This is a genomic window from Vibrio sp. 2130-1 (assembly GCF_033339515.1).
Window position 1 is genome coordinate 117,688 of sequence record NZ_JAWOUT010000008.1, and the last position, 16,664, is coordinate 134,351.

Genomic DNA, 16,664 nt, shown 5'->3' on the forward strand with positions numbered 1-16,664 from the left:
TGTATAGAAAAACGGGGCACCATTGGTGCCCCGTTTTGACATGACTGAAGTGCGATATTACTTCTTGCGGCAGTATTCTGCGATCACGTACATCGACTGACCACCATTTGCCTTACCCGAAACTAGCTTTGGATCATCGCCAAGGCTAATACCACGAATCACTGTACCTTGTTTGATTACTTGGTTAGTGCCTTTTACTGGTAGGTCTTTAATTACTGTTACATCGTCACCTTTCTTAAGTTCAGTGCCGTTACAGTCAACCGTTTTATCGTCAGCAGACATCCCTTTCATTGCCCAGTTCATTTGCTCTTCTTCCATGTACATCATGTCAAGAGCATCTTGAGCCCAGCTTTCTGTGTTTAGGCGAGTGAGTTGGCGCCATGCAGTCACTTGTACAGCAGGAACCTGGCTCCACATGCTTTCGTTTAGACAACGCCAGTGGTTAATGTCTTTTGGCTCATCGATCTCACCCAGACACTTATCACAAACCATGATGGCAGTATCAACCGTCACATTACCGTGAGGTGGGACAGCGTATGCAGTTAGTTGAGATTCAGAAGAACACAGTTCACATTTTGACTCGCAGCGCGCAAGCAGAGTAGCTTCAATAGACATAAGGACTCACCTTAGTAATGTTATTTTGTGGCGGTATTATCCACTTTATCCTGAGAAATAAAAGGGTGTTAGCGAATTAAAGACTAGATTTTACAATACTCCAACCTGATTAAGGTGAAGATGTAAAATATTCGCTAAATAAATAATACGGAAGTATAAAAGACACTATTAATTGTTTTGGCTTATGAATTAGTTGTGTCAATTTCTACAACGATTACAAGCCTAAAAGAGGTAAATGTAGAGAGAGGGTGGCTAGAACATAGCCCTCTAATTTACAGAGGGCCTGTCGTTAACGTTCGACAATCTGGACAATTTGCTCTTTTGAAATACTCATTTCTTTACCATCCATGTCTTCATACTCGTACATACCCGTTTCCTCGTTCAGGTCTGGTTTACCGTAAGAGGTAATAATTTTCCCTTCATTTGTCGACATCAGATATTGGCTACTTCCGCATGCAGCAAGAAGTAATACAGTGGCAATAACAGTCAATACGCGCATAGAGTTTTCCTTTTAAACAAGTGAGTTAGGCAAAGACATCGTTTTAACTATAGCAGAGGAAATATGAGTGGGTTTGAATACAATTGAAATGAAAAAGCCCAGTAGAAACTGGGCTTTGGTAGGAAGGGCGTTACGATTACTTCAAAACAGAAGTGTTAGTGACACCTGTTAGTGTTTCATCCATCAAGAAGTCAGTGTTTTCCATCTGCATCTCTACATGATGATCAATATCAGACAGAGTGCCATTTGGCGAAGCAAAAGTACTGTGCGATGCAGTAGCATTAAACTGTACAAAGCTCGCAGTTGCATTCACAGTAGTGTCCGTACTGTTCACAGTCTTCAACCCTAGCTTATTAGCGAGCGGTTCAGTACCCGCGAATGGTGCATTTGGAACGCTGTTTGGTACTGTGCTATCGCCATCCACTTCTGTCATAAAGAATGGTGTCGTTAGCGAACCAGATGCCACTAAATCTGAAGCGTTTGTGAACGGATCGACAGTGTCTAGTGTAGTCTGTGCTGCATAGATAAATTGTGAAAAACCTGCTTCTAGCGCTGCTACTTGAGCTTCCGTTGCCGCAGCCTCAAATGCTTCGTAACATGTTTTATCTTCTAGATCCGCACATGATGCATCAGCGTAACTCGCATAGTCTTTAGATGCTGCATAAGCGAGGTTATGTTTGATCTGAGGGCCGTAATTGTCTGAACCCAGTAACAAATTACCAATTTGTCCACCAGAGTTCTGTACTGATGCAGAACTAAAGGTGTACAGTGCATCCGCAGTAGGGCTGCCCAATGTATTGTTTGCTGCTGCGACGGCAGATGTAGCGACAATACCGCCAAGTGAATGACCTAGCATTTTGACTTTTGAACCCGTCATTGGGTTGAAGCCTTGCAGAGGACCTCCAGCTAAAAGACCGCCTTGAGCAGATACTACCAAGCTAGCGCGCAAACCTAACACATCCAGAACACTTTGACGTAGGTTGTCACGCGCAACGGCTAAGTTGGAAAGATTTAGATAAGCCAGTACATTCGCATTTGCGGAACGTTGTTCATCTAAGCTGCGCGTACCATGAATAGGTAAGTCAATAGCGATAACTGCCACACCAGCTTTTACCATATTGAACGCGAACGCGTACGCATTCTCTTTCGCTGAGGTGATGCCGTGTTGATAAATCACAACGTCTGTCGCGACGCCAGATTTAGGTGTGAAGACCAGTACTTCGATATCTTCGACCGATTTCACTAAGGGAACAGGCGAGTAGCGAGTAATAATACGCTCACTATCAAGCTGGGTACCATCGGTAAGAGTAAGCTTAGCTCCAACAAGTTTTAGCTGCTCTGTAGGATCTGTAGCAAGCTTTGTCACATCAACAGGATCATTTGCAAAAACGCCTGTTGATAGCTGCTGAACCATGTTTGCTTGCTCGTTCGGATCCGCTAATGCTGCGCTTAGCTTCGCTAGGCTTGGCATCGCAGATACCATTGGTTGCATGTTCCAGCTTGCGCCTTTTTCCAGGTAATGAGGCAGTCTTACCACACCTTGTGTCACGCTCACATCGGCACCTGATTGCATGTAAAGGCCTTTAATTGCCGTTTTAGCTGCGTCTAGATCGCTAATGTATTTACTAAAGTCATCGTCAGAGTCTAGCGCAGTGCTAAAGTCTTGGGTTTCACCGAGCGTTATTGTGTAGGCCGTTGATAAGTCAACTGAACCTTCGTTTGAGTCATTTTTGTAAACGGTATTTAGTGTGTTTGCGCCGGTAGAAAAACCAGTAGCGGTTACTCCTTTGACTGCCGCTAACGTATCACCTACAGACTGGGTACTGAACCATGAGGAGTAAACGATGTCGTTAGGGTCAACTTGAGCTAAACCAAAAATGCCTTCAACCGCTTGTGTCACCGCTTGAACAGAAGCAAGAGCACCAGTTTCATAAACGATTTCTTTCGATTTACCTGTCGCGTAACTGGCTGATGTACCGATTGGCTCACCATTCACGTCAGTAACATCTTGTGTAACCGCAAAAATGTACTCGCTTGACTCATCAAGTGAAGCCAAGAACTGGATGTATAGAGAGTTACCTTTTGCTTGAACTACGTAGTCTTGGTTCTGAACGAGTACCTCTTCGATTGGGTTAGATTTACCGTCCCACTCGGTTAAGCGTTGGTTAATCTTGATGACTTTAACACCAGACGGCAACATGCCCGTTGCAAAACCATCGCCGTTGAAGTTAAGAACGATTGGCATAGACGTTGACCATCCATCCATCGTATTCATCGAGGCTCTAGGGTTGGTTAAAGCATCATCGCCATCAGTTGGCAGACCAAGCGTACCATCGCTTGTGTCCATTAATAAGTAAGATGGTGCCGGTACATCTGCGTTCGCTCCTTGAAGCGTAAAACTGATGGATGTTTCGCGATCAAGCAATGCTTGCACTTCATCTTCAAATTGAACTTTGTCGGAAGTACCAGAGCTGGAAGTATCATCACCACAACCAGCAAGAAGGATTGCAGAACAAAGCATTGATAATTTAAACGTGTGTTTCATTGGTTTACTCCGTAATCCCATTATTTGAAGGTGTAGTTCATCTGTACCGCGCTGATGTAAGCAGTACCTTCTGAGTCAAACTTAATCTCTTCACCCAGAGCATTTGTCTCAGTGAAAGAGCCTGATTTACTCTTAACAAGTGCAAAGCCTGCATCGAAAGTTAAATTCTCATTCATTGCGTAAGTTAGGCCCGCGCTGTACCAAAAACGGTCACTGTCAGGGATACTCAATGTCGCTTCACCTGCTTGTTCGTCGTACGCAAAGCCTGCACGGAATGTCCAGTCTGTATTAAGTATGTAAGTTGCACCAATGGAGTAGCGATTGTTGTCTTCATATTTCTCAGGTTTAAAGAAACATACTCCGTCATTACATTCGTTACTGGTCGCTTTTAGTTCTTTAAATGTGCTCCAGTCGGTTTGTTGCCAGCCGTAATGTACAGCCCATTGTTCATTCAGTTGATGGAAAGCCGATAATTCGATAATTGAAGGGAGAGAGATTTTTAAACGGCCATCCACTTTTGGTGATGAAGCTCGACCAGAGTCGTAACTACTAAACTCACCGTCATCAAAATCTAGATCAACCTTAGAGCGGTAGCCAAAGCCAAAACGGTTGTTTTCATTTAGCTCAAATAAAGCGCCGACATTCCAACCCCAAGCGAAAGTTTCGCCTTCCATGCCGACAAGGTTATCGGACTTATTACCACCTAAAATACCGGCGAGTGCGCCTTTGTGACGAGTCAGCTCTGCTTCAGCGTATACGAGGTTGATACCACCACCGACACTGAAAGACTCGTTGATACGGTAAGCGACATTAGGATTGATGTTTACTGAAAGTAGGGAAGTGTCACCCGCCATATCACCTGCGGAAATATCATTTGGATAGTCAGTAGCAACACCGTATGTTGTGAACATACCGATACCCCAAGCCCAGTTATCATTGATAGGGCTGATGTAATAACCTGCTGGCACGATCTGTAAAGGAGCGACATCTTTCGCGTGTTCATTGTTTACAGTGTCGTACACATCGACTTCAGGGTCGATGATAGATAACGCGCCCGAAAATTGAGCTTCTTTGAAAAGTGTCATTGCTGCAGGGTTACGAGCAAGGACGCTGGCATTATCTGCGACAGCCCCTTCACCTGAAAATGCTCGACCAAGACCAGATGCCGAATGTTCAGCTACCTGGAAGCCCGCTGAGTGGGCATTACACGCAAACAATATTGAAATTGTAAGCAGAGAGCAGTGCTTCTTGTTCATCCTTGACCCTCCTAGGGTGTCATAATGCTGGACCGAAGTCCTTGTAATTGTTGTGTGGTACTTACACCAATTGTTAATACGCGAAATACAACGGTGATGTAAATGTAATGTTAATTGTATGTTTAATAACTTGTCAAAGTTTGAGCGTATTTTGCGTTTTAAATATGATGCATAGGTCAAACGATGGCTTGTAAGGGCATGTATTATCGTTATATTTTTGAAGAGAATGGTACGACCAGAATTGTTTTACGAGCTTTATAGTTAAATAACGATCAAATCAAGAGATAGCTCGCTTTGCTGTTTCTTCACTTCACAGGCATAATTCGCGCTCGCTATGTAGTTATTCAATAGACGCAATAGGAACCGCATTGGAATTACTGAATGTTGAATTTTTAGGTCGTTCGCTAAGGCTCGAAGGATCGATGGCTGGGTGGCAGCAGTTATATTGGGATAATACGTTGGTGTCTCAAATCGATGCCAGTGACAATACCGCAGAGACTTGTCTACACCAGTTTAAGCTCTCTGCGGGTGAGGAAATTCTGAACTGTCATTTAGAGTGTTCTTTAACATGGCAACCGTTTGAATTGAGTTACAAGGTCACAATTAACGGTGAGCTCGTCAACGAAGGTTGTCGAAATGAAAAAGACATCGAGCGCCAAGTGCCAGAAGTTACGCCACCATCCGAAAAGCGTTTAAGTGTAATAGGCCTCGTATCTCTTGGGATGAAAGCACTTAAAAGTGCGAAAGTTATTAAAGTGGCGTTAGCGTCTGCAAGTCTCGCTGCATATTCTTGGCTATTTTCCATCGAGTTCGCGCTAGCGTTGATCGCTTGCTTGGTTTTTCATGAATATGGTCACATTAGAGCGATGAAGTATTTTGGAATGAAGACCAAAGGGATCTATTTGATTCCATTCCTAGGTGGTTTGGCGCTAAGTGACGAAAAGATAAACACGCGCTGGCAGGATGTGGTTATCTCAATCATGGGACCATTTTTCGGTTTAGTACTTAGTATAGTTTTTACTTTGCTTTATTGGATGACTGGTGAGGTGATCTTCGCTGGGCTTGCTGTGTTTAACGCCTTGCTAAACCTATTTAATCTGCTGCCTATTTTACCATTAGATGGTGGCCATGTGCTCAAAAGTATTACCTTCTCAATGAATACTTGGGTCGGGTTAGTTGGCAGTATTGCGACCGCTTTATTAGGCATTTTTATCAGTTACTATTTCGGTCTGACGTTGCTAGGGTTTTTATTGTTAATGGGAATGTTGGAAGTGGTGATGGAATGGAGAGCTCGACATCAAAGCCATTTATTGCCATTAACCCGTTATGGGCAACTATTTTCACTTGCTTGGTACTTGGTCTCTGTCGGAGGTTTTGTTTCTATCATCTGGTATTTTGCCACTCTCGGAGATAGTTTGTTAAGTTTGCCGCTACAGATATTGGGCACTTGATTAGAATCATTAAAAAGCTCCCTAGGGAGCTTTTTTATTTGGCAAGCTTAAGTAGTAGACGATAGTAGCAATGAATTAGCCACATCTTGGTGCTTTCGCGTTATACGCAGGCAGCTTATTTATGGTTGCTTGTAAATCTTTAATGCGCGTACTGTGCGATGGGTGGGTTGAGAAGAATTCAGGTGGTTGAGAACCACCTGATGCAGCACTCATATTTTTCCATAAATCGACACTTTGACGTGGGTCGAAACCTGCTTTTGCCATGAATTCCAGCCCGACAATATCAGCCTCGGATTCCTGAGTACGACCGTATGGCAAGATAACACCGTATTGAACACCGACACCAAGTGCCGCCATCGTCATTTGTTGATACTGTTTGTACTCGGAAGCGCCAATGGCAACGTTTGCTAGAGACAACCCGGCATTTGCTAACTGACTTTGTGAGAGACGTTCATTACTGTGGTCAGCGAGGACGTGAGCGACTTCGTGACCAATGACTGTTGCCAACTGATCTTGGTTTTTCGCGACATCTAAAAGCCCGGTATACACGCCGATCTTCCCACCTGGTAGAGCAAACGCATTGACTTGTTCACTATCAAAAACAACGACTTCCCAGTCTTTAAATCCAGATTGAGCGGGAATGGTGTCAGTGATGTGTTTGGCAACGCATTGAACGTAGGCATTCGTTTTGCGATCTTTGCTGATTGGGATATCTTTCTTCATTTGTTCGAAAGATTTAGCGCCAAGCGATGACATTTCCTGATCTGAAAACATCAGGATCTGGTTGCGACCCGTCGGTGATGCGCTACACGCCGTTAAACCCGCGATAGTTAAAAGAGCAGAGGCTTTCATCCATACCTTCATAACAGGCTCCATTTAATTTTTTGTTTTGAAGCAATAGTATATACCCAAATAGTAACATGATGCATGGATCAAGTTATTCATCTGATTAATAAAGAAGGTGAGATGTTACGTCTTGAAGTTATGCCCAAGTAGCGTCATGCTAGCTTCCTAGCACATCGTTACAACCTAACAAACCAGTTTGTGAAACTAAGAGTAAAACAATGAGTATATGGAAAAAGCCCGTAAGCATAGAGATTCTGAATGCCACGTCAAAAAATACCCTGATCGAGCACCTACAAATTAAATATACAGATTTCACTGACGACTCCCTTACAGCAACCATGCCCGTATGCAGCTTTACTCATCAACCTTTAGGAATGCTTCACGGTGGTGCATCAGTCGTGCTCGCAGAAACATTAGGCTCATTGGCTGCAAACTTCTCTGTCGATGAGGGCAGCTACTGCGTCGGTTTAGATATTAACGCGAACCATGTGCGAGCCATGCGAAGTGGTCATGTGATTGGTACGGCAAAACCGCTTCATCTGGGTATTTCAACACAAGTGTGGCAAATAGATATCACTGATGAGCGAGGCCGTTTAGTGTGTACCAGTCGCTTGACCATCGCTGTGAAACAACACAAAACAAAGTCGGTATAAACTAAGATGGTGATTGAGTTTTCATTAGGAAAAATCATTGCAACCCAGCGTGAAATAGTGATTAAGCTCTCCGGCAGTGCAATGGTAACCTTGCAAGCACAAACCGATGCAATTCAGCTGCTGGGTAGAGGAGCGAACGTTGTTTTATCTCATGGAGCAGAGTGCAAATGGTCTATCAAGCTGGACAACGAGGAACAACTGGCTGAACTTTCGCGAGAAATTGGTATCGATATTCAATAATCTATAGTGTGATGTTTGCACTTTTTGGTAAAAATGAGGAAACTTAGCTTATCGACAACAAGATAAGAATTTCCTCTTTATGAGTAGCCCTCGTTTACGTGTTCAGTTCGAAACACTGTTTGAAAAATTTTCCGGTCACGATACGGACGTTCAGCTCGAAGACATCACCGAAGCGTTGTTTTGTACACGTCGTAATGCTCGTATTGTTCTAAATAAACTTGAAGAAGAGGGCTGGATTGAGTGGCATCCGGCAGCGGGTCGAGGAAAACTTTCGAAACTCGTTTTTAAACGTAATCGAAGCGATGTCAGCGAAAACCTCGCCAGGCGTTATCTCGATGAAGGGAAAATCGGTCAGGCTCTAGATGCGCTTGATAACGATGCGGCACGATTGACGCAGGTTATCCAAGGTTACTTAGGGCTTCAACATCGACAGGGCGAGCAGGTCGTGCGTTTGCCTTATTATCGACCATTGTCGATGTTAAACCCGCAGAAACCGATGCGGCGTTCTGAACAGCACATCGCCAGACAAATTTTTAGCGGACTCACTCGCCTTGATGAAAATGAACAACTTCAACCAGATTTAGCCCACACGTGGGAAGCAATTTCTGATACTCATTGGCGTTTTTATCTTCGTCGTGGAGTACGCTTTCATAATGGTGAACCGTTAACAACCAGTTGTGTTCTTGAAAGTGTGCTTGCGTTAAATGGCTTGAACTTGTTTTCTCACATAAAGCGGGTGTCTTCACCACAAGAGTGGACCGTTGATATTGAGCTCGTCCGTCCTGATCGCTACCTGCCTCTGGCTCTGAGTGAGTCGCAAGCAAAAATTTTGCTACCGAGTGCTTTGCGTTCTGAAAGCTTCGATAGACAACCGATAGGGACAGGGCCGTTCCAAGTTAAAATGAATGATGATAAGCGTCTTATTTTGACTGCTTTTGATGGCTACTTTGGTTTTCGCCCTTTACTTGACCAAGTGGAGGTGTGGGTAATCGATGAAGCCTATTCCTCAATGGTTTATCCAAGCCTGTCAAAACCGAAGATGGATAAACAAGGTTCATCCGATGAAGTCGAGCTGGACCCTGGCTGTACATTCCTATTACTAAACAAAAACACTGGGATTGCAAAAGATCCTCGTTGGGCAGAGTTCCTCTCGCAAACCCTCAACAGTCACCAGATTTACGCGCATGTTCCACAAGATAAAGTGATGGAACTGGGAGTATTGCAAGCGTTTGGCCTTAAGCCCGGTTGGATTGATCTTAGGCCAGCAGAAGCGGGCAGCGTACCACAGGCTAATAAGGTAATTTCCGTAGCGTATCAGAAAAAGCATCCGATGTTTCCAGTAGTTGCCAAGGCCATCAAGACACTCTTAAAACCGCACGGTATCGAGGTTGAGTTTATTCGTTATGATTCTCAACCGCCCGCGCCGGAGGAAGTGGATATCTGGGTGAAAGCTATGGGCATTGCAACGAACCGAAATGACGCGTTGGCGGGCTGGCTCCTGGATTACAGTGATATTGAGAAGTTCAGTTCAGGTTACGATTTTAGTGAATGGGCTAAACTTGTCGATCAATGGCGTGCCGGCATGCACACAGACTTTCCTGCGCGTGAGCTAGGACGACAATTAGTAAAAAGCTGTCAGGTGATTCCTATGTTTCACTGCTGGCTAGGCGTGAATAAAGACCACAGCGGTGCGTTACAAAATGCAAAGTGTAATGCCTTAGGTTGGTTTGATTTTAATAATGTATGGGTCAAACCGGATATAGAAAGTAACCATGGCGAAACCGAATAAAAAACAACCGACGAAAACCGTCGATATCTTTTGCTCTAAATGTAAAACTCAACTATTTAAGTACCGTAAAGGCGGGAAAGGCGCACTGGTTAAATGCTTCAAAGAGCGCATTGTTGACGATTTCACACAAACCCCATGTATTTGCCCCGCTTGCGGACAAGAGTTTGCAAGAGATACCCTAGTAAGAGGAACCCCCGCTTACAAAATGATTGGCGGCAAAGTGACGATGAAATAATAAAGGGCTAGAAAATGAGTATGAAACATGACTATTGCATGGTTTTAAGTACAACCAGTAATGAAAAAAATCGAGATCAGATCATTAAAGGTTTGCTAGATGCCCAATTAGCCGCGTGTATTCAAACAATGCCTATTGAAAGCCACTACGTTTGGAAAGGGGAGGTTTGTACTGACAACGAATGGTTGCTAGTCATCAAAACTCGTCGAGAACTTTATGAATTGGTGGAAGAGAAAATAGAAAACCTGCACGAATACGAGGTAGCTCAAATCGTACAGGTTCCAATTGTTAATGGGTTTAACCCTTATTTAGAATGGTTGAGAGAATCGACGTTGAGCCGACATTAAGAATAACGATAACACTGCACCAACGGTATCGCACAACATATCTTTCTGGGCATCCCATATGTCACCTTGCGAGCCCAGAAAGGCAATTCCCTCATCGCCACCAGCCAATTCCGCATACCACCATTCGATAATCTCATAGCCAGCAGCAAGTGACATGATAGCAAACAAAGCAAACCAGCAAGAGAACGCTTTGTTGAACCGTTTTTTGTTTATCAAGTATTCAGCGATCGGATATGCGTAAAGGCCAATTGAAAAGTGCGCAACGCGGTCAAAATTATTTCGCTCTGAACCAATCATGTCGTTAAACCAGTCAAACGGCACTTCGGAGAACGTATATTTCGCACCGATAGTGTGCAAACAGAGCCAGATGAACATTAAAAAGTAAGCCGTATTACTGAACTGATAGCGAATCGAAATCGCCCAAATAGCAACAAGAATACCAATCGCCGGGATAATCTCCGCAAACCAAACTGCACGTGAGTTAGGTTCCAACGCAGAAAATAAAAACACGATGGCATAAAAAATCGTTAATCCTAAGAGTGTCGAGGTGCTTTTCATAGAGTTACTTGATCCTTCAATTTATCTTACAGTGGGACTCCATAGATTGTGTTAATGATTGCACTTAATTGAACGGTGTGCAATTGATATTTTAATGGGTTTTTTGATCACTGAAAATGTTGATTTATTGGCAAACTGCTCAACATTAAAACGTTTGCGCGTGCACTTTTCATTAAAGTTTGATTTACAACATGCCCATCCATAGAATCCATGATTCAGTCTAATAAAAAAGAAGTAAAGCCATGAAACTGGAAACTGTCGATTATCTTGCTGACGATGCTGCTCAACAGTTCGTTACCTCTCTACGCGAAACGGGGTTCGGTGTGTTGAAAAACCACCCGATTCCTCAAGAGCTTGTAGAGTCAATTTACAAAAACTGGCATGAGTTTTTCTGTTCAGATCAAAAGAATGATTTTCACTTTAACGTAGACACCCAAGATGGCTATTTCCCACCTTCAGTGTCTGAAGTGGCGAAAGGGCACAAAGTGAAAGACATCAAAGAGTACTTTCATGTTTACCCTTGGGGGCAGATCCCAGAGCAGCTTAAAGCTGAAATCTTAGAGTACTACGAGCGTGCCAATGCATTTGCTCAAGAGCTATTAGGTTGGGTTGAAGCGTACGCACCTAAGGACGTTCAAGAGAAGTTCTCTATCGCGTTGTCAGAAATGATCAATAACAGTGACAAAACATTACTACGCGTGCTTCACTACCCACCGATGACAGGCGAAGAAGAGCCAGGCGCTATTCGCGCTGCTGCGCATGAAGACATTAACCTGCTAACGGTTTTGCCTGCTGCCAATGAGCCTGGACTGCAAGTAAAGAGTAAAGAGGGTGATTGGATCGATGTACCATGTGACTTCGGAAACTTAATCATCAACATTGGTGATATGCTTCAAGAAGCGTCAGGTGGTTATTTCCCTTCAACGACTCACCGTGTAATAAACCCTACGGGTGGCCGTCAAGAAAAGTCACGTATCTCATTACCGTTGTTCCTGCATCCAAAGCCGGAAGTGGTGTTATCTGAGCGCTACACTGCACATAGCTACCTTATGGAACGTTTACGTGAGCTAGGGGTTATTTAACCTTTACGTGATCTCCTTACAAAGGCCGATGGTGAATGACTATCGGCCTTTTTGCATTTATGCTACAAAGTGGAAACTATGTTTTTTGTGCCGTGAATGGGGCCCTAAACTCGTGTCAGAGAGGATGAATGGAAGGACAACGTACTGTCAATAGTATTGAGCCTCATGCAATAGAAAATCCGCTGCTTTGGCCAATGCTAGAAATTCTGAGAAAACAGCCCTCTAATTGGAAAGTGCACACCTTGGCAAGCTCGTTGGGTGAACAAGGTTATATTTCAAAGCTGGACGACTCTCCCGATAAGGATTTATTCAAAAGAAATTTCCTGATCATGAATGCATTATATCAACTGCAAGACACTCTGTATCCGGATAGCTGGCTTCAAGTCGAAGCCATGGATATTCAGCTCATGTCTTCGATGGAAGCTTTGAGGCATAAGATCGATATTCATGATCCTTTGCGTGAGTATTACTTAGATTGGCGCAATTACGAAGCGGACGAAGATGAAGTGCGTCGACTGTTGAATGAATTTTGGACAACTTATCAAAAGTTCATCGGTGGTTCGTCGGTAGCCAGCGTAGATAAGACAAAGGCACTGTCACTCTTTGAACTTAACACTGACGCTACGCCTGCGGAAATTAGAAAACAATGGCGAAAACTCGCGCTTCGTTGGCATCCTGATCGGGAAAATGGCAATGCAGAAAGATTTAGAGTTCTTTGTGAAGCGTGGAATGTACTGAGAAACGAATGATTCGCTAAGAATAAAGATAAAGGAAGGCAGCTAACTATAGCTGCCTTTTGATTGCACTGTCTTTGTCAGCGTATCAAAACTAGCATGATGGCTTAAACTGAGATTTTCGCATGCGGTTGAGGGCAGCCATAACGTCTAGTGTGCGTGGTTTGGCTAAGTCGCCTTGCTTAGGAAGAGCGGCATGCCACTCACCAGACAGCATTTCTTCAATCTCCTTCGCTGGATGATTACACCAACCTGGAAGTTGAGCAATTTGGAACCATAACCAGCCAATTGTGTTGATTTCATCGGCTGACTCTATCTGTTCCAAAGCGCTGAGATCAGTAAACTCTTTACCAAATCGAAGTGACTCTTTGCCTTTCGCATTCACACGGAACTTGCCGTCAGTGAGAATATTCATCAACGCAACGCGGTTCAGTGCTCGAGGTGGGAAGGTCTGTAAACGTTCTTCCGACTCGTTATGACGTTGAGTAGGGTGCTGAGCGATAACTTCTTTCGCTTTTTCAGTCACGTCAACGGCTTGGTAGTCGTGCATTTGAATGACGGTATCGGCAACGTCTAAGTAGTCGCCTGACCCACCCATAACGATAATGGTAGAGATATCAAGATCATCTCGTAATTGACCAATGCGGTCGACGAGAGGAGTAATTGGCTCATCACCTTTTGCCACCAATGCCTGCATACGCTCATCTCTAATCATGAAGTTGGTAGCAGAAGTATCTTCATCAATCAATAATGTGCTTGCACCCGCTTCAATAGACTCTTGAAGCCAAGCGGCTTGCGACGTTGAGCCTGATGCGTCTTGAGTAGAAAAGTCCGCCGTATCTTTACCCATCGGTAAATGGTTGATGTAGTTCGACAGGTTCAAGTGGTGTACGCATCGGCCATCTTCGGCACGAATCTTCATAGCCTTGTTATCGGCAACAATGTATTCGCGACCATCTCCTGGAATATGAGCGTAAATTGAACGCTCTATTGCATTTAATAAGGTAGATTTACCGTGGAAGCCGCCACCTACGATCAGTGTGATACCTTTTGGAATTCCTAATCCTGTGACATGACCCTTGTTTGGCGCATGTAAAGTGACTTGTAGAGATTCAGGGGCTTTAAACTCAACGGCTTCTTTCATAGGAAGGTCGCAATTACCTGCAATTCGAGGAAGAATACTGCCGTTTGCGACAAACGCGACTAAGTTATTGGCCTCCAACTGTTCTCGCAGGGCATCTTGGTCTTCAACAACTTGGCAGTGCTTAATTAAAGCGGCTTTGTCGAGTTCACGCTCTAAAGTTGCTCGACGGATAAACTTAGGCAGGTGGAAAGTCAGTATGTTGTTGGCTTTTTTCCCCAATACTGAACGACCTTCGGCTGGTAAGTTAACTCGAAAACGCAGTTCAATACCTTCTTCAGTAAACAACACCGCGGTGCTATCCAGTACAGTTTGGCCTGTCAGTGAAATTGATACTGAGTTTTCTTGTTTAGCAAACTGTTCAAAACTACGCGCAATAAAATCACGTGCACCTCTTTGAAATGCAGGAGACTCGTCTCTTAGCCACTCAAGACCAGTCAAAGACCATGCGCGAGTCGCACGAAAACGTGACGCCGATGCATAAGGGTCACCCTGTACATGATCGATAAACAAAGTGAAATCAGTGAAGTCGTATTGACCTTTGATTTGCTGATAAGCTCGGTAGTTCTGCTTTTCAATTTTCTTAAGCGTGGCAGTCAACTGATCCATGAAGATATTGGCCTTTTAATAGAAGCGGGCGGCGATTATAGAAACCACCGCCCTCATAGTAAAGAGAATGCTTAGGAAGAGTAGGCGTATTGCCCGCCAGAAAGGCGCTGATTAAACAAACTTTGCTCAAATTCATTACAAGGCATAGGTTTACCATAAAGAAAACCTTGTCCGATATCACAGCCCTCACCAATGAGAAACTGCTCTTGTTGGGGGGATTCAATGCCCTCAATAACCACTTGGAGGTCCAGTTTTTTAGCTATGTGTATGATAGAGCAAATGATCGCACGATCATCGTCCGACTTTTCCATTTGCTGGACGAAGCTTTTATCAATTTTGATGGCATCAAATGGATATTTCTTTAAATAGCTGAACGAGGCATATCCAGTACCAAAATCGTCAAGTGACAATGTCACGCCCAATTTGTGCAGTTTATTTAATGTAGTGCGTGCTACGACCTCATCGGCAATTAAGGCGCTTTCGGTCACCTCGAGCTCGAGAAAGTGTGCTGGCAAATGAAAAGACTCGAGTAGGTGTTGCACTTGTTCTGCAAAATTTACGTTTTGTAATTGAATGGGAGAAACGTTGACGGCCATTTTGAAGTTATCAATTAACTCAGACCATTGTTTTGCTTTGTCTATCGCGGTTCGAAGAACAAAAGAGCCAACTTCAAAGATAAGCCCGTTTTGTTCAGCCATATGTATTAATGCTTCGTTCGATACGTCGCCAAGTATTGGATGCCTCCAGCGTAGTAACGCTTCTGCGCCAATCCACTTGTGGGTTTGAGGGTGCACTTTGGGCTGAAAGTAGAGCATTAGGTCGTCGTTTCTTACCGCTTGCAATAAGTAGCTTTCCAGTTGATTGTGGTTGTTGAGTTCATTTGAATGGCTTTCACAAAAATAACTATACGCTTCGCCAGATTCTTTACACAAAAGCATGGCATAACATGCGTTCTGGAGTAGTTGTTTAGCATTGCTGGTTCGGTGAGCTTGTACAACACCAATGTAAGAGTTTAGGTGAACCTCTGTGTCTTTTACATAAAAACTTCCCATACCAATATCGGTAATATCATTCAGTAGCTGATGCAATTTTATATCGATGTCTGTGCCCCAAACGAGCAATACGAGATCATTGGAACTAGGCCTCCCCGTAACAAAATGTCTGGACTCCCGCTTACCAAGACGATACCGAAACTCTTTCAATATTTCGTCGAAAGCTTCAAAGCCATAACGGGTTTGGATACTGCGTGCATTGCTAAAACCAATGTTTATTACGATTAATGATTGCTGACTGTGATCTAACGTTCTGAGTGTGTCACTGACTATATTTTCGAGTGCTGCTCGGTTTAGGAATCCAGTTCCTTGATCGTGTTTTTTTTGGTAGCTCACCTGCTTTTCAGCGGCTCTGCGACGATCAATCTCTTGCGTTAGGGAATAACTTAACTGCGCCAAATCTGTAGTGCGATTCTCAACTCTATTTTTGAGTTCGTTGTTAAGACGCTGAAGTTTGTGTTGCTGATGCACGATGGAAAGCTGCGCTTCGATTGAATCTTTAAAAGTCCCAAGCAATTGCCGGTAAGTGTCGCAGTATTCATTCTCCTTAGAATCAAGCATGCAAATAGTTCCAAACGTCTCTCCATTTGGCCAGAATAGCGGTAAGCCGCAATAAGAGATCATACCTAGTTTGATATCAGGGTTATTTTGCCACTCTTCATCTTCAAGCGCGTTTGGGACAATAAGTTCACTTTTGTGTTTTATGACATGCTCACAATACAAACCGTTGCCAAGCAACTCAGTATCGCCAGTACGATAAGGATTACCTATAGTTTCGCTGGATGTATTTACTTCTATGCGATCTGGATGGATACGCATAATTAATGTGGTGGGTACGTGCGTTATTTGAGCCAGTAAGTTGACGATTTCCTGCCAACTTCTTCGCATAGACTCAGGGATTTCGTAGTCTAATGTTTGCAATCTCCCCATATAGGTCATCCTTTACGTGGTTTCACTTCCTGTGAATTAAAAATGCAGACTGCTCTATTTTGTTCTCGCTTTTTAATTAAGT

General features: G+C 43.7%; 16 protein-coding genes. 8 read left to right on the forward strand and 8 right to left on the reverse strand.

The window, feature by feature from the left end; genetic code table 11:
- Positions 1-57 precede the first annotated feature (57 nt).
- From R7Q09_RS14030 to R7Q09_RS14045, 4 genes are all read right to left on the reverse strand, one after another.
- Positions 58-615, reverse strand: a complete 558-nt coding sequence (locus R7Q09_RS14030) for a PhnA domain-containing protein (protein ID WP_005376350.1) — start codon at positions 613-615, stop codon at positions 58-60.
- A gap of 289 nt (positions 616-904) precedes the next feature.
- Positions 905-1,114 carry a YgdI/YgdR family lipoprotein gene (locus tag R7Q09_RS14035; RefSeq protein ID WP_005376349.1) on the reverse strand — a complete coding sequence of 70 codons (210 nt, stop codon included), beginning with the start codon at positions 1,112-1,114 and terminating at the stop codon, positions 905-907.
- A gap of 136 nt (positions 1,115-1,250) precedes the next feature.
- Positions 1,251-3,659, reverse strand: a complete 2,409-nt coding sequence (locus tag R7Q09_RS14040; protein WP_222712567.1) for a VolA/Pla-1 family phospholipase — start codon at positions 3,657-3,659, stop codon at positions 1,251-1,253.
- Positions 3,660-3,679: 20 nt separating this feature from the next.
- Positions 3,680-4,915, reverse strand: a complete 1,236-nt coding sequence (locus R7Q09_RS14045) for an outer membrane protein transport protein (RefSeq protein WP_031781326.1) — start codon at positions 4,913-4,915, stop codon at positions 3,680-3,682.
- A 422-nt stretch (positions 4,916-5,337) separates the two neighbouring features.
- Between R7Q09_RS14045 and R7Q09_RS14050 the strand changes: the two genes are divergently transcribed.
- On the forward strand, positions 5,338-6,366 hold the full coding sequence (locus R7Q09_RS14050; protein WP_021035977.1) for a site-2 protease family protein: 1,029 nt from the start codon (positions 5,338-5,340) through the stop codon (positions 6,364-6,366).
- Between the two features lie 75 nt (positions 6,367-6,441).
- Here the strand turns inward: R7Q09_RS14050 and R7Q09_RS14055 are convergent, their stop codons facing one another.
- Positions 6,442-7,230: a M48 family metallopeptidase gene (locus R7Q09_RS14055; protein WP_017634168.1), complete on the reverse strand. Its 789-nt coding sequence runs from the start codon at positions 7,228-7,230 to the stop codon at positions 6,442-6,444.
- Between the two features lie 200 nt (positions 7,231-7,430).
- Here R7Q09_RS14055 and R7Q09_RS14060 point away from each other — a divergent pair, with 200 nt between their 5' ends.
- From R7Q09_RS14060 to cutA, 5 genes are all read left to right on the forward strand, one after another.
- Positions 7,431-7,865: a hotdog fold thioesterase gene (locus R7Q09_RS14060; RefSeq protein ID WP_005376340.1), complete on the forward strand. Its 435-nt coding sequence runs from the start codon at positions 7,431-7,433 to the stop codon at positions 7,863-7,865.
- Positions 7,866-7,871: 6 nt separating this feature from the next.
- A complete protein-coding gene (locus R7Q09_RS14065; RefSeq protein ID WP_005376338.1) occupies positions 7,872-8,105 on the forward strand; it encodes a DUF3389 domain-containing protein in 234 nt (77 codons plus the stop codon).
- Between the two features lie 79 nt (positions 8,106-8,184).
- Positions 8,185-9,894: an SgrR family transcriptional regulator gene (locus R7Q09_RS14070; protein ID WP_005386283.1), complete on the forward strand. Its 1,710-nt coding sequence runs from the start codon at positions 8,185-8,187 to the stop codon at positions 9,892-9,894.
- Positions 9,878-10,129: a hypothetical protein gene (locus tag R7Q09_RS14075; RefSeq protein WP_005376334.1), complete on the forward strand. Its 252-nt coding sequence runs from the start codon at positions 9,878-9,880 to the stop codon at positions 10,127-10,129. Before R7Q09_RS14070 ends, R7Q09_RS14075 begins: the two co-directional genes overlap by 17 nt.
- 14 nt (positions 10,130-10,143) lie before the next feature.
- Positions 10,144-10,476 carry a divalent-cation tolerance protein CutA gene (gene cutA, locus R7Q09_RS14080; protein ID WP_318070869.1) on the forward strand — a complete coding sequence of 111 codons (333 nt, stop codon included), beginning with the start codon at positions 10,144-10,146 and terminating at the stop codon, positions 10,474-10,476.
- Here cutA and R7Q09_RS14085 read toward each other — a convergent pair.
- Complete coding sequence (locus R7Q09_RS14085) at positions 10,438-11,034, reverse strand: DUF2238 domain-containing protein (RefSeq protein ID WP_005376330.1); 597 nt, start codon at positions 11,032-11,034, stop codon at positions 10,438-10,440. The genes cutA and R7Q09_RS14085 overlap by 39 nt on opposite strands.
- A 242-nt stretch (positions 11,035-11,276) precedes the next feature.
- On the opposite strand from R7Q09_RS14085, the gene R7Q09_RS14090 reads away from it, so the two are divergent.
- Both R7Q09_RS14090 and R7Q09_RS14095 read left to right on the forward strand, forming a co-directional pair.
- Positions 11,277-12,116 carry an isopenicillin N synthase family dioxygenase gene (locus R7Q09_RS14090; RefSeq protein WP_005376329.1) on the forward strand — a complete coding sequence of 280 codons (840 nt, stop codon included), beginning with the start codon at positions 11,277-11,279 and terminating at the stop codon, positions 12,114-12,116.
- A 128-nt stretch (positions 12,117-12,244) separates the two neighbouring features.
- Positions 12,245-12,865, forward strand: a complete 621-nt coding sequence (locus R7Q09_RS14095) for a DNA-J related domain-containing protein (protein WP_005386286.1) — start codon at positions 12,245-12,247, stop codon at positions 12,863-12,865.
- Positions 12,866-12,944: 79 nt separating this feature from the next.
- On the opposite strand, the gene R7Q09_RS14100 is transcribed toward R7Q09_RS14095, so the two are convergent.
- Together R7Q09_RS14100 and R7Q09_RS14105 are read right to left on the reverse strand one after the other, a co-directional pair.
- The gene (locus R7Q09_RS14100) at positions 12,945-14,600 is read right to left on the reverse strand and encodes an ABC-ATPase domain-containing protein (protein ID WP_318070870.1); all 1,656 of its coding nucleotides are present in this window, start codon (positions 14,598-14,600) and stop codon (positions 12,945-12,947) included.
- A 71-nt stretch (positions 14,601-14,671) separates the two neighbouring features.
- Positions 14,672-16,582, reverse strand: coding sequence for an EAL domain-containing protein (locus R7Q09_RS14105; protein ID WP_318070871.1), 1,911 nt, complete (start codon positions 16,580-16,582; stop codon positions 14,672-14,674).
- Positions 16,583-16,664 lie beyond the last annotated feature (82 nt).

What these genes read in the sequence shown, in the direction of transcription:
- R7Q09_RS14100 (WP_318070870.1), bottom strand. Translation starts at nt 14,600, where the DNA reads ATGGATCAGTTGACTGCCACGCTTAAGAAAATTGAAAAGCAGAACTAC.
- R7Q09_RS14070 (WP_005386283.1), top strand. Translation starts at nt 8,185, where the DNA reads ATGAGTAGCCCTCGTTTACGTGTTCAGTTCGAAACACTGTTTGAAAAA.
- R7Q09_RS14095 (WP_005386286.1), top strand. Translation starts at nt 12,245, where the DNA reads ATGGAAGGACAACGTACTGTCAATAGTATTGAGCCTCATGCAATAGAA.
- R7Q09_RS14090 (WP_005376329.1), top strand. Translation starts at nt 11,277, where the DNA reads ATGAAACTGGAAACTGTCGATTATCTTGCTGACGATGCTGCTCAACAG.
- R7Q09_RS14030 (WP_005376350.1), bottom strand. Translation starts at nt 615, where the DNA reads ATGTCTATTGAAGCTACTCTGCTTGCGCGCTGCGAGTCAAAATGTGAA.
- R7Q09_RS14105 (WP_318070871.1), bottom strand. Translation starts at nt 16,582, where the DNA reads ATGGGGAGATTGCAAACATTAGACTACGAAATCCCTGAGTCTATGCGA.
- R7Q09_RS14040 (WP_222712567.1), bottom strand. Translation starts at nt 3,659, where the DNA reads ATGAAACACACGTTTAAATTATCAATGCTTTGTTCTGCAATCCTTCTT.
- R7Q09_RS14085 (WP_005376330.1), bottom strand. Translation starts at nt 11,034, where the DNA reads ATGAAAAGCACCTCGACACTCTTAGGATTAACGATTTTTTATGCCATC.
- R7Q09_RS14050 (WP_021035977.1), top strand. Translation starts at nt 5,338, where the DNA reads ATGGCTGGGTGGCAGCAGTTATATTGGGATAATACGTTGGTGTCTCAA.
- R7Q09_RS14035 (WP_005376349.1), bottom strand. Translation starts at nt 1,114, where the DNA reads ATGCGCGTATTGACTGTTATTGCCACTGTATTACTTCTTGCTGCATGC.
- cutA (WP_318070869.1), top strand. Translation starts at nt 10,144, where the DNA reads ATGAGTATGAAACATGACTATTGCATGGTTTTAAGTACAACCAGTAAT.
- R7Q09_RS14075 (WP_005376334.1), top strand. Translation starts at nt 9,878, where the DNA reads ATGGCGAAACCGAATAAAAAACAACCGACGAAAACCGTCGATATCTTT.
- R7Q09_RS14065 (WP_005376338.1), top strand. Translation starts at nt 7,872, where the DNA reads ATGGTGATTGAGTTTTCATTAGGAAAAATCATTGCAACCCAGCGTGAA.
- R7Q09_RS14045 (WP_031781326.1), bottom strand. Translation starts at nt 4,915, where the DNA reads ATGAACAAGAAGCACTGCTCTCTGCTTACAATTTCAATATTGTTTGCG.
- R7Q09_RS14055 (WP_017634168.1), bottom strand. Translation starts at nt 7,230, where the DNA reads ATGAAGGTATGGATGAAAGCCTCTGCTCTTTTAACTATCGCGGGTTTA.
- R7Q09_RS14060 (WP_005376340.1), top strand. Translation starts at nt 7,431, where the DNA reads ATGAGTATATGGAAAAAGCCCGTAAGCATAGAGATTCTGAATGCCACG.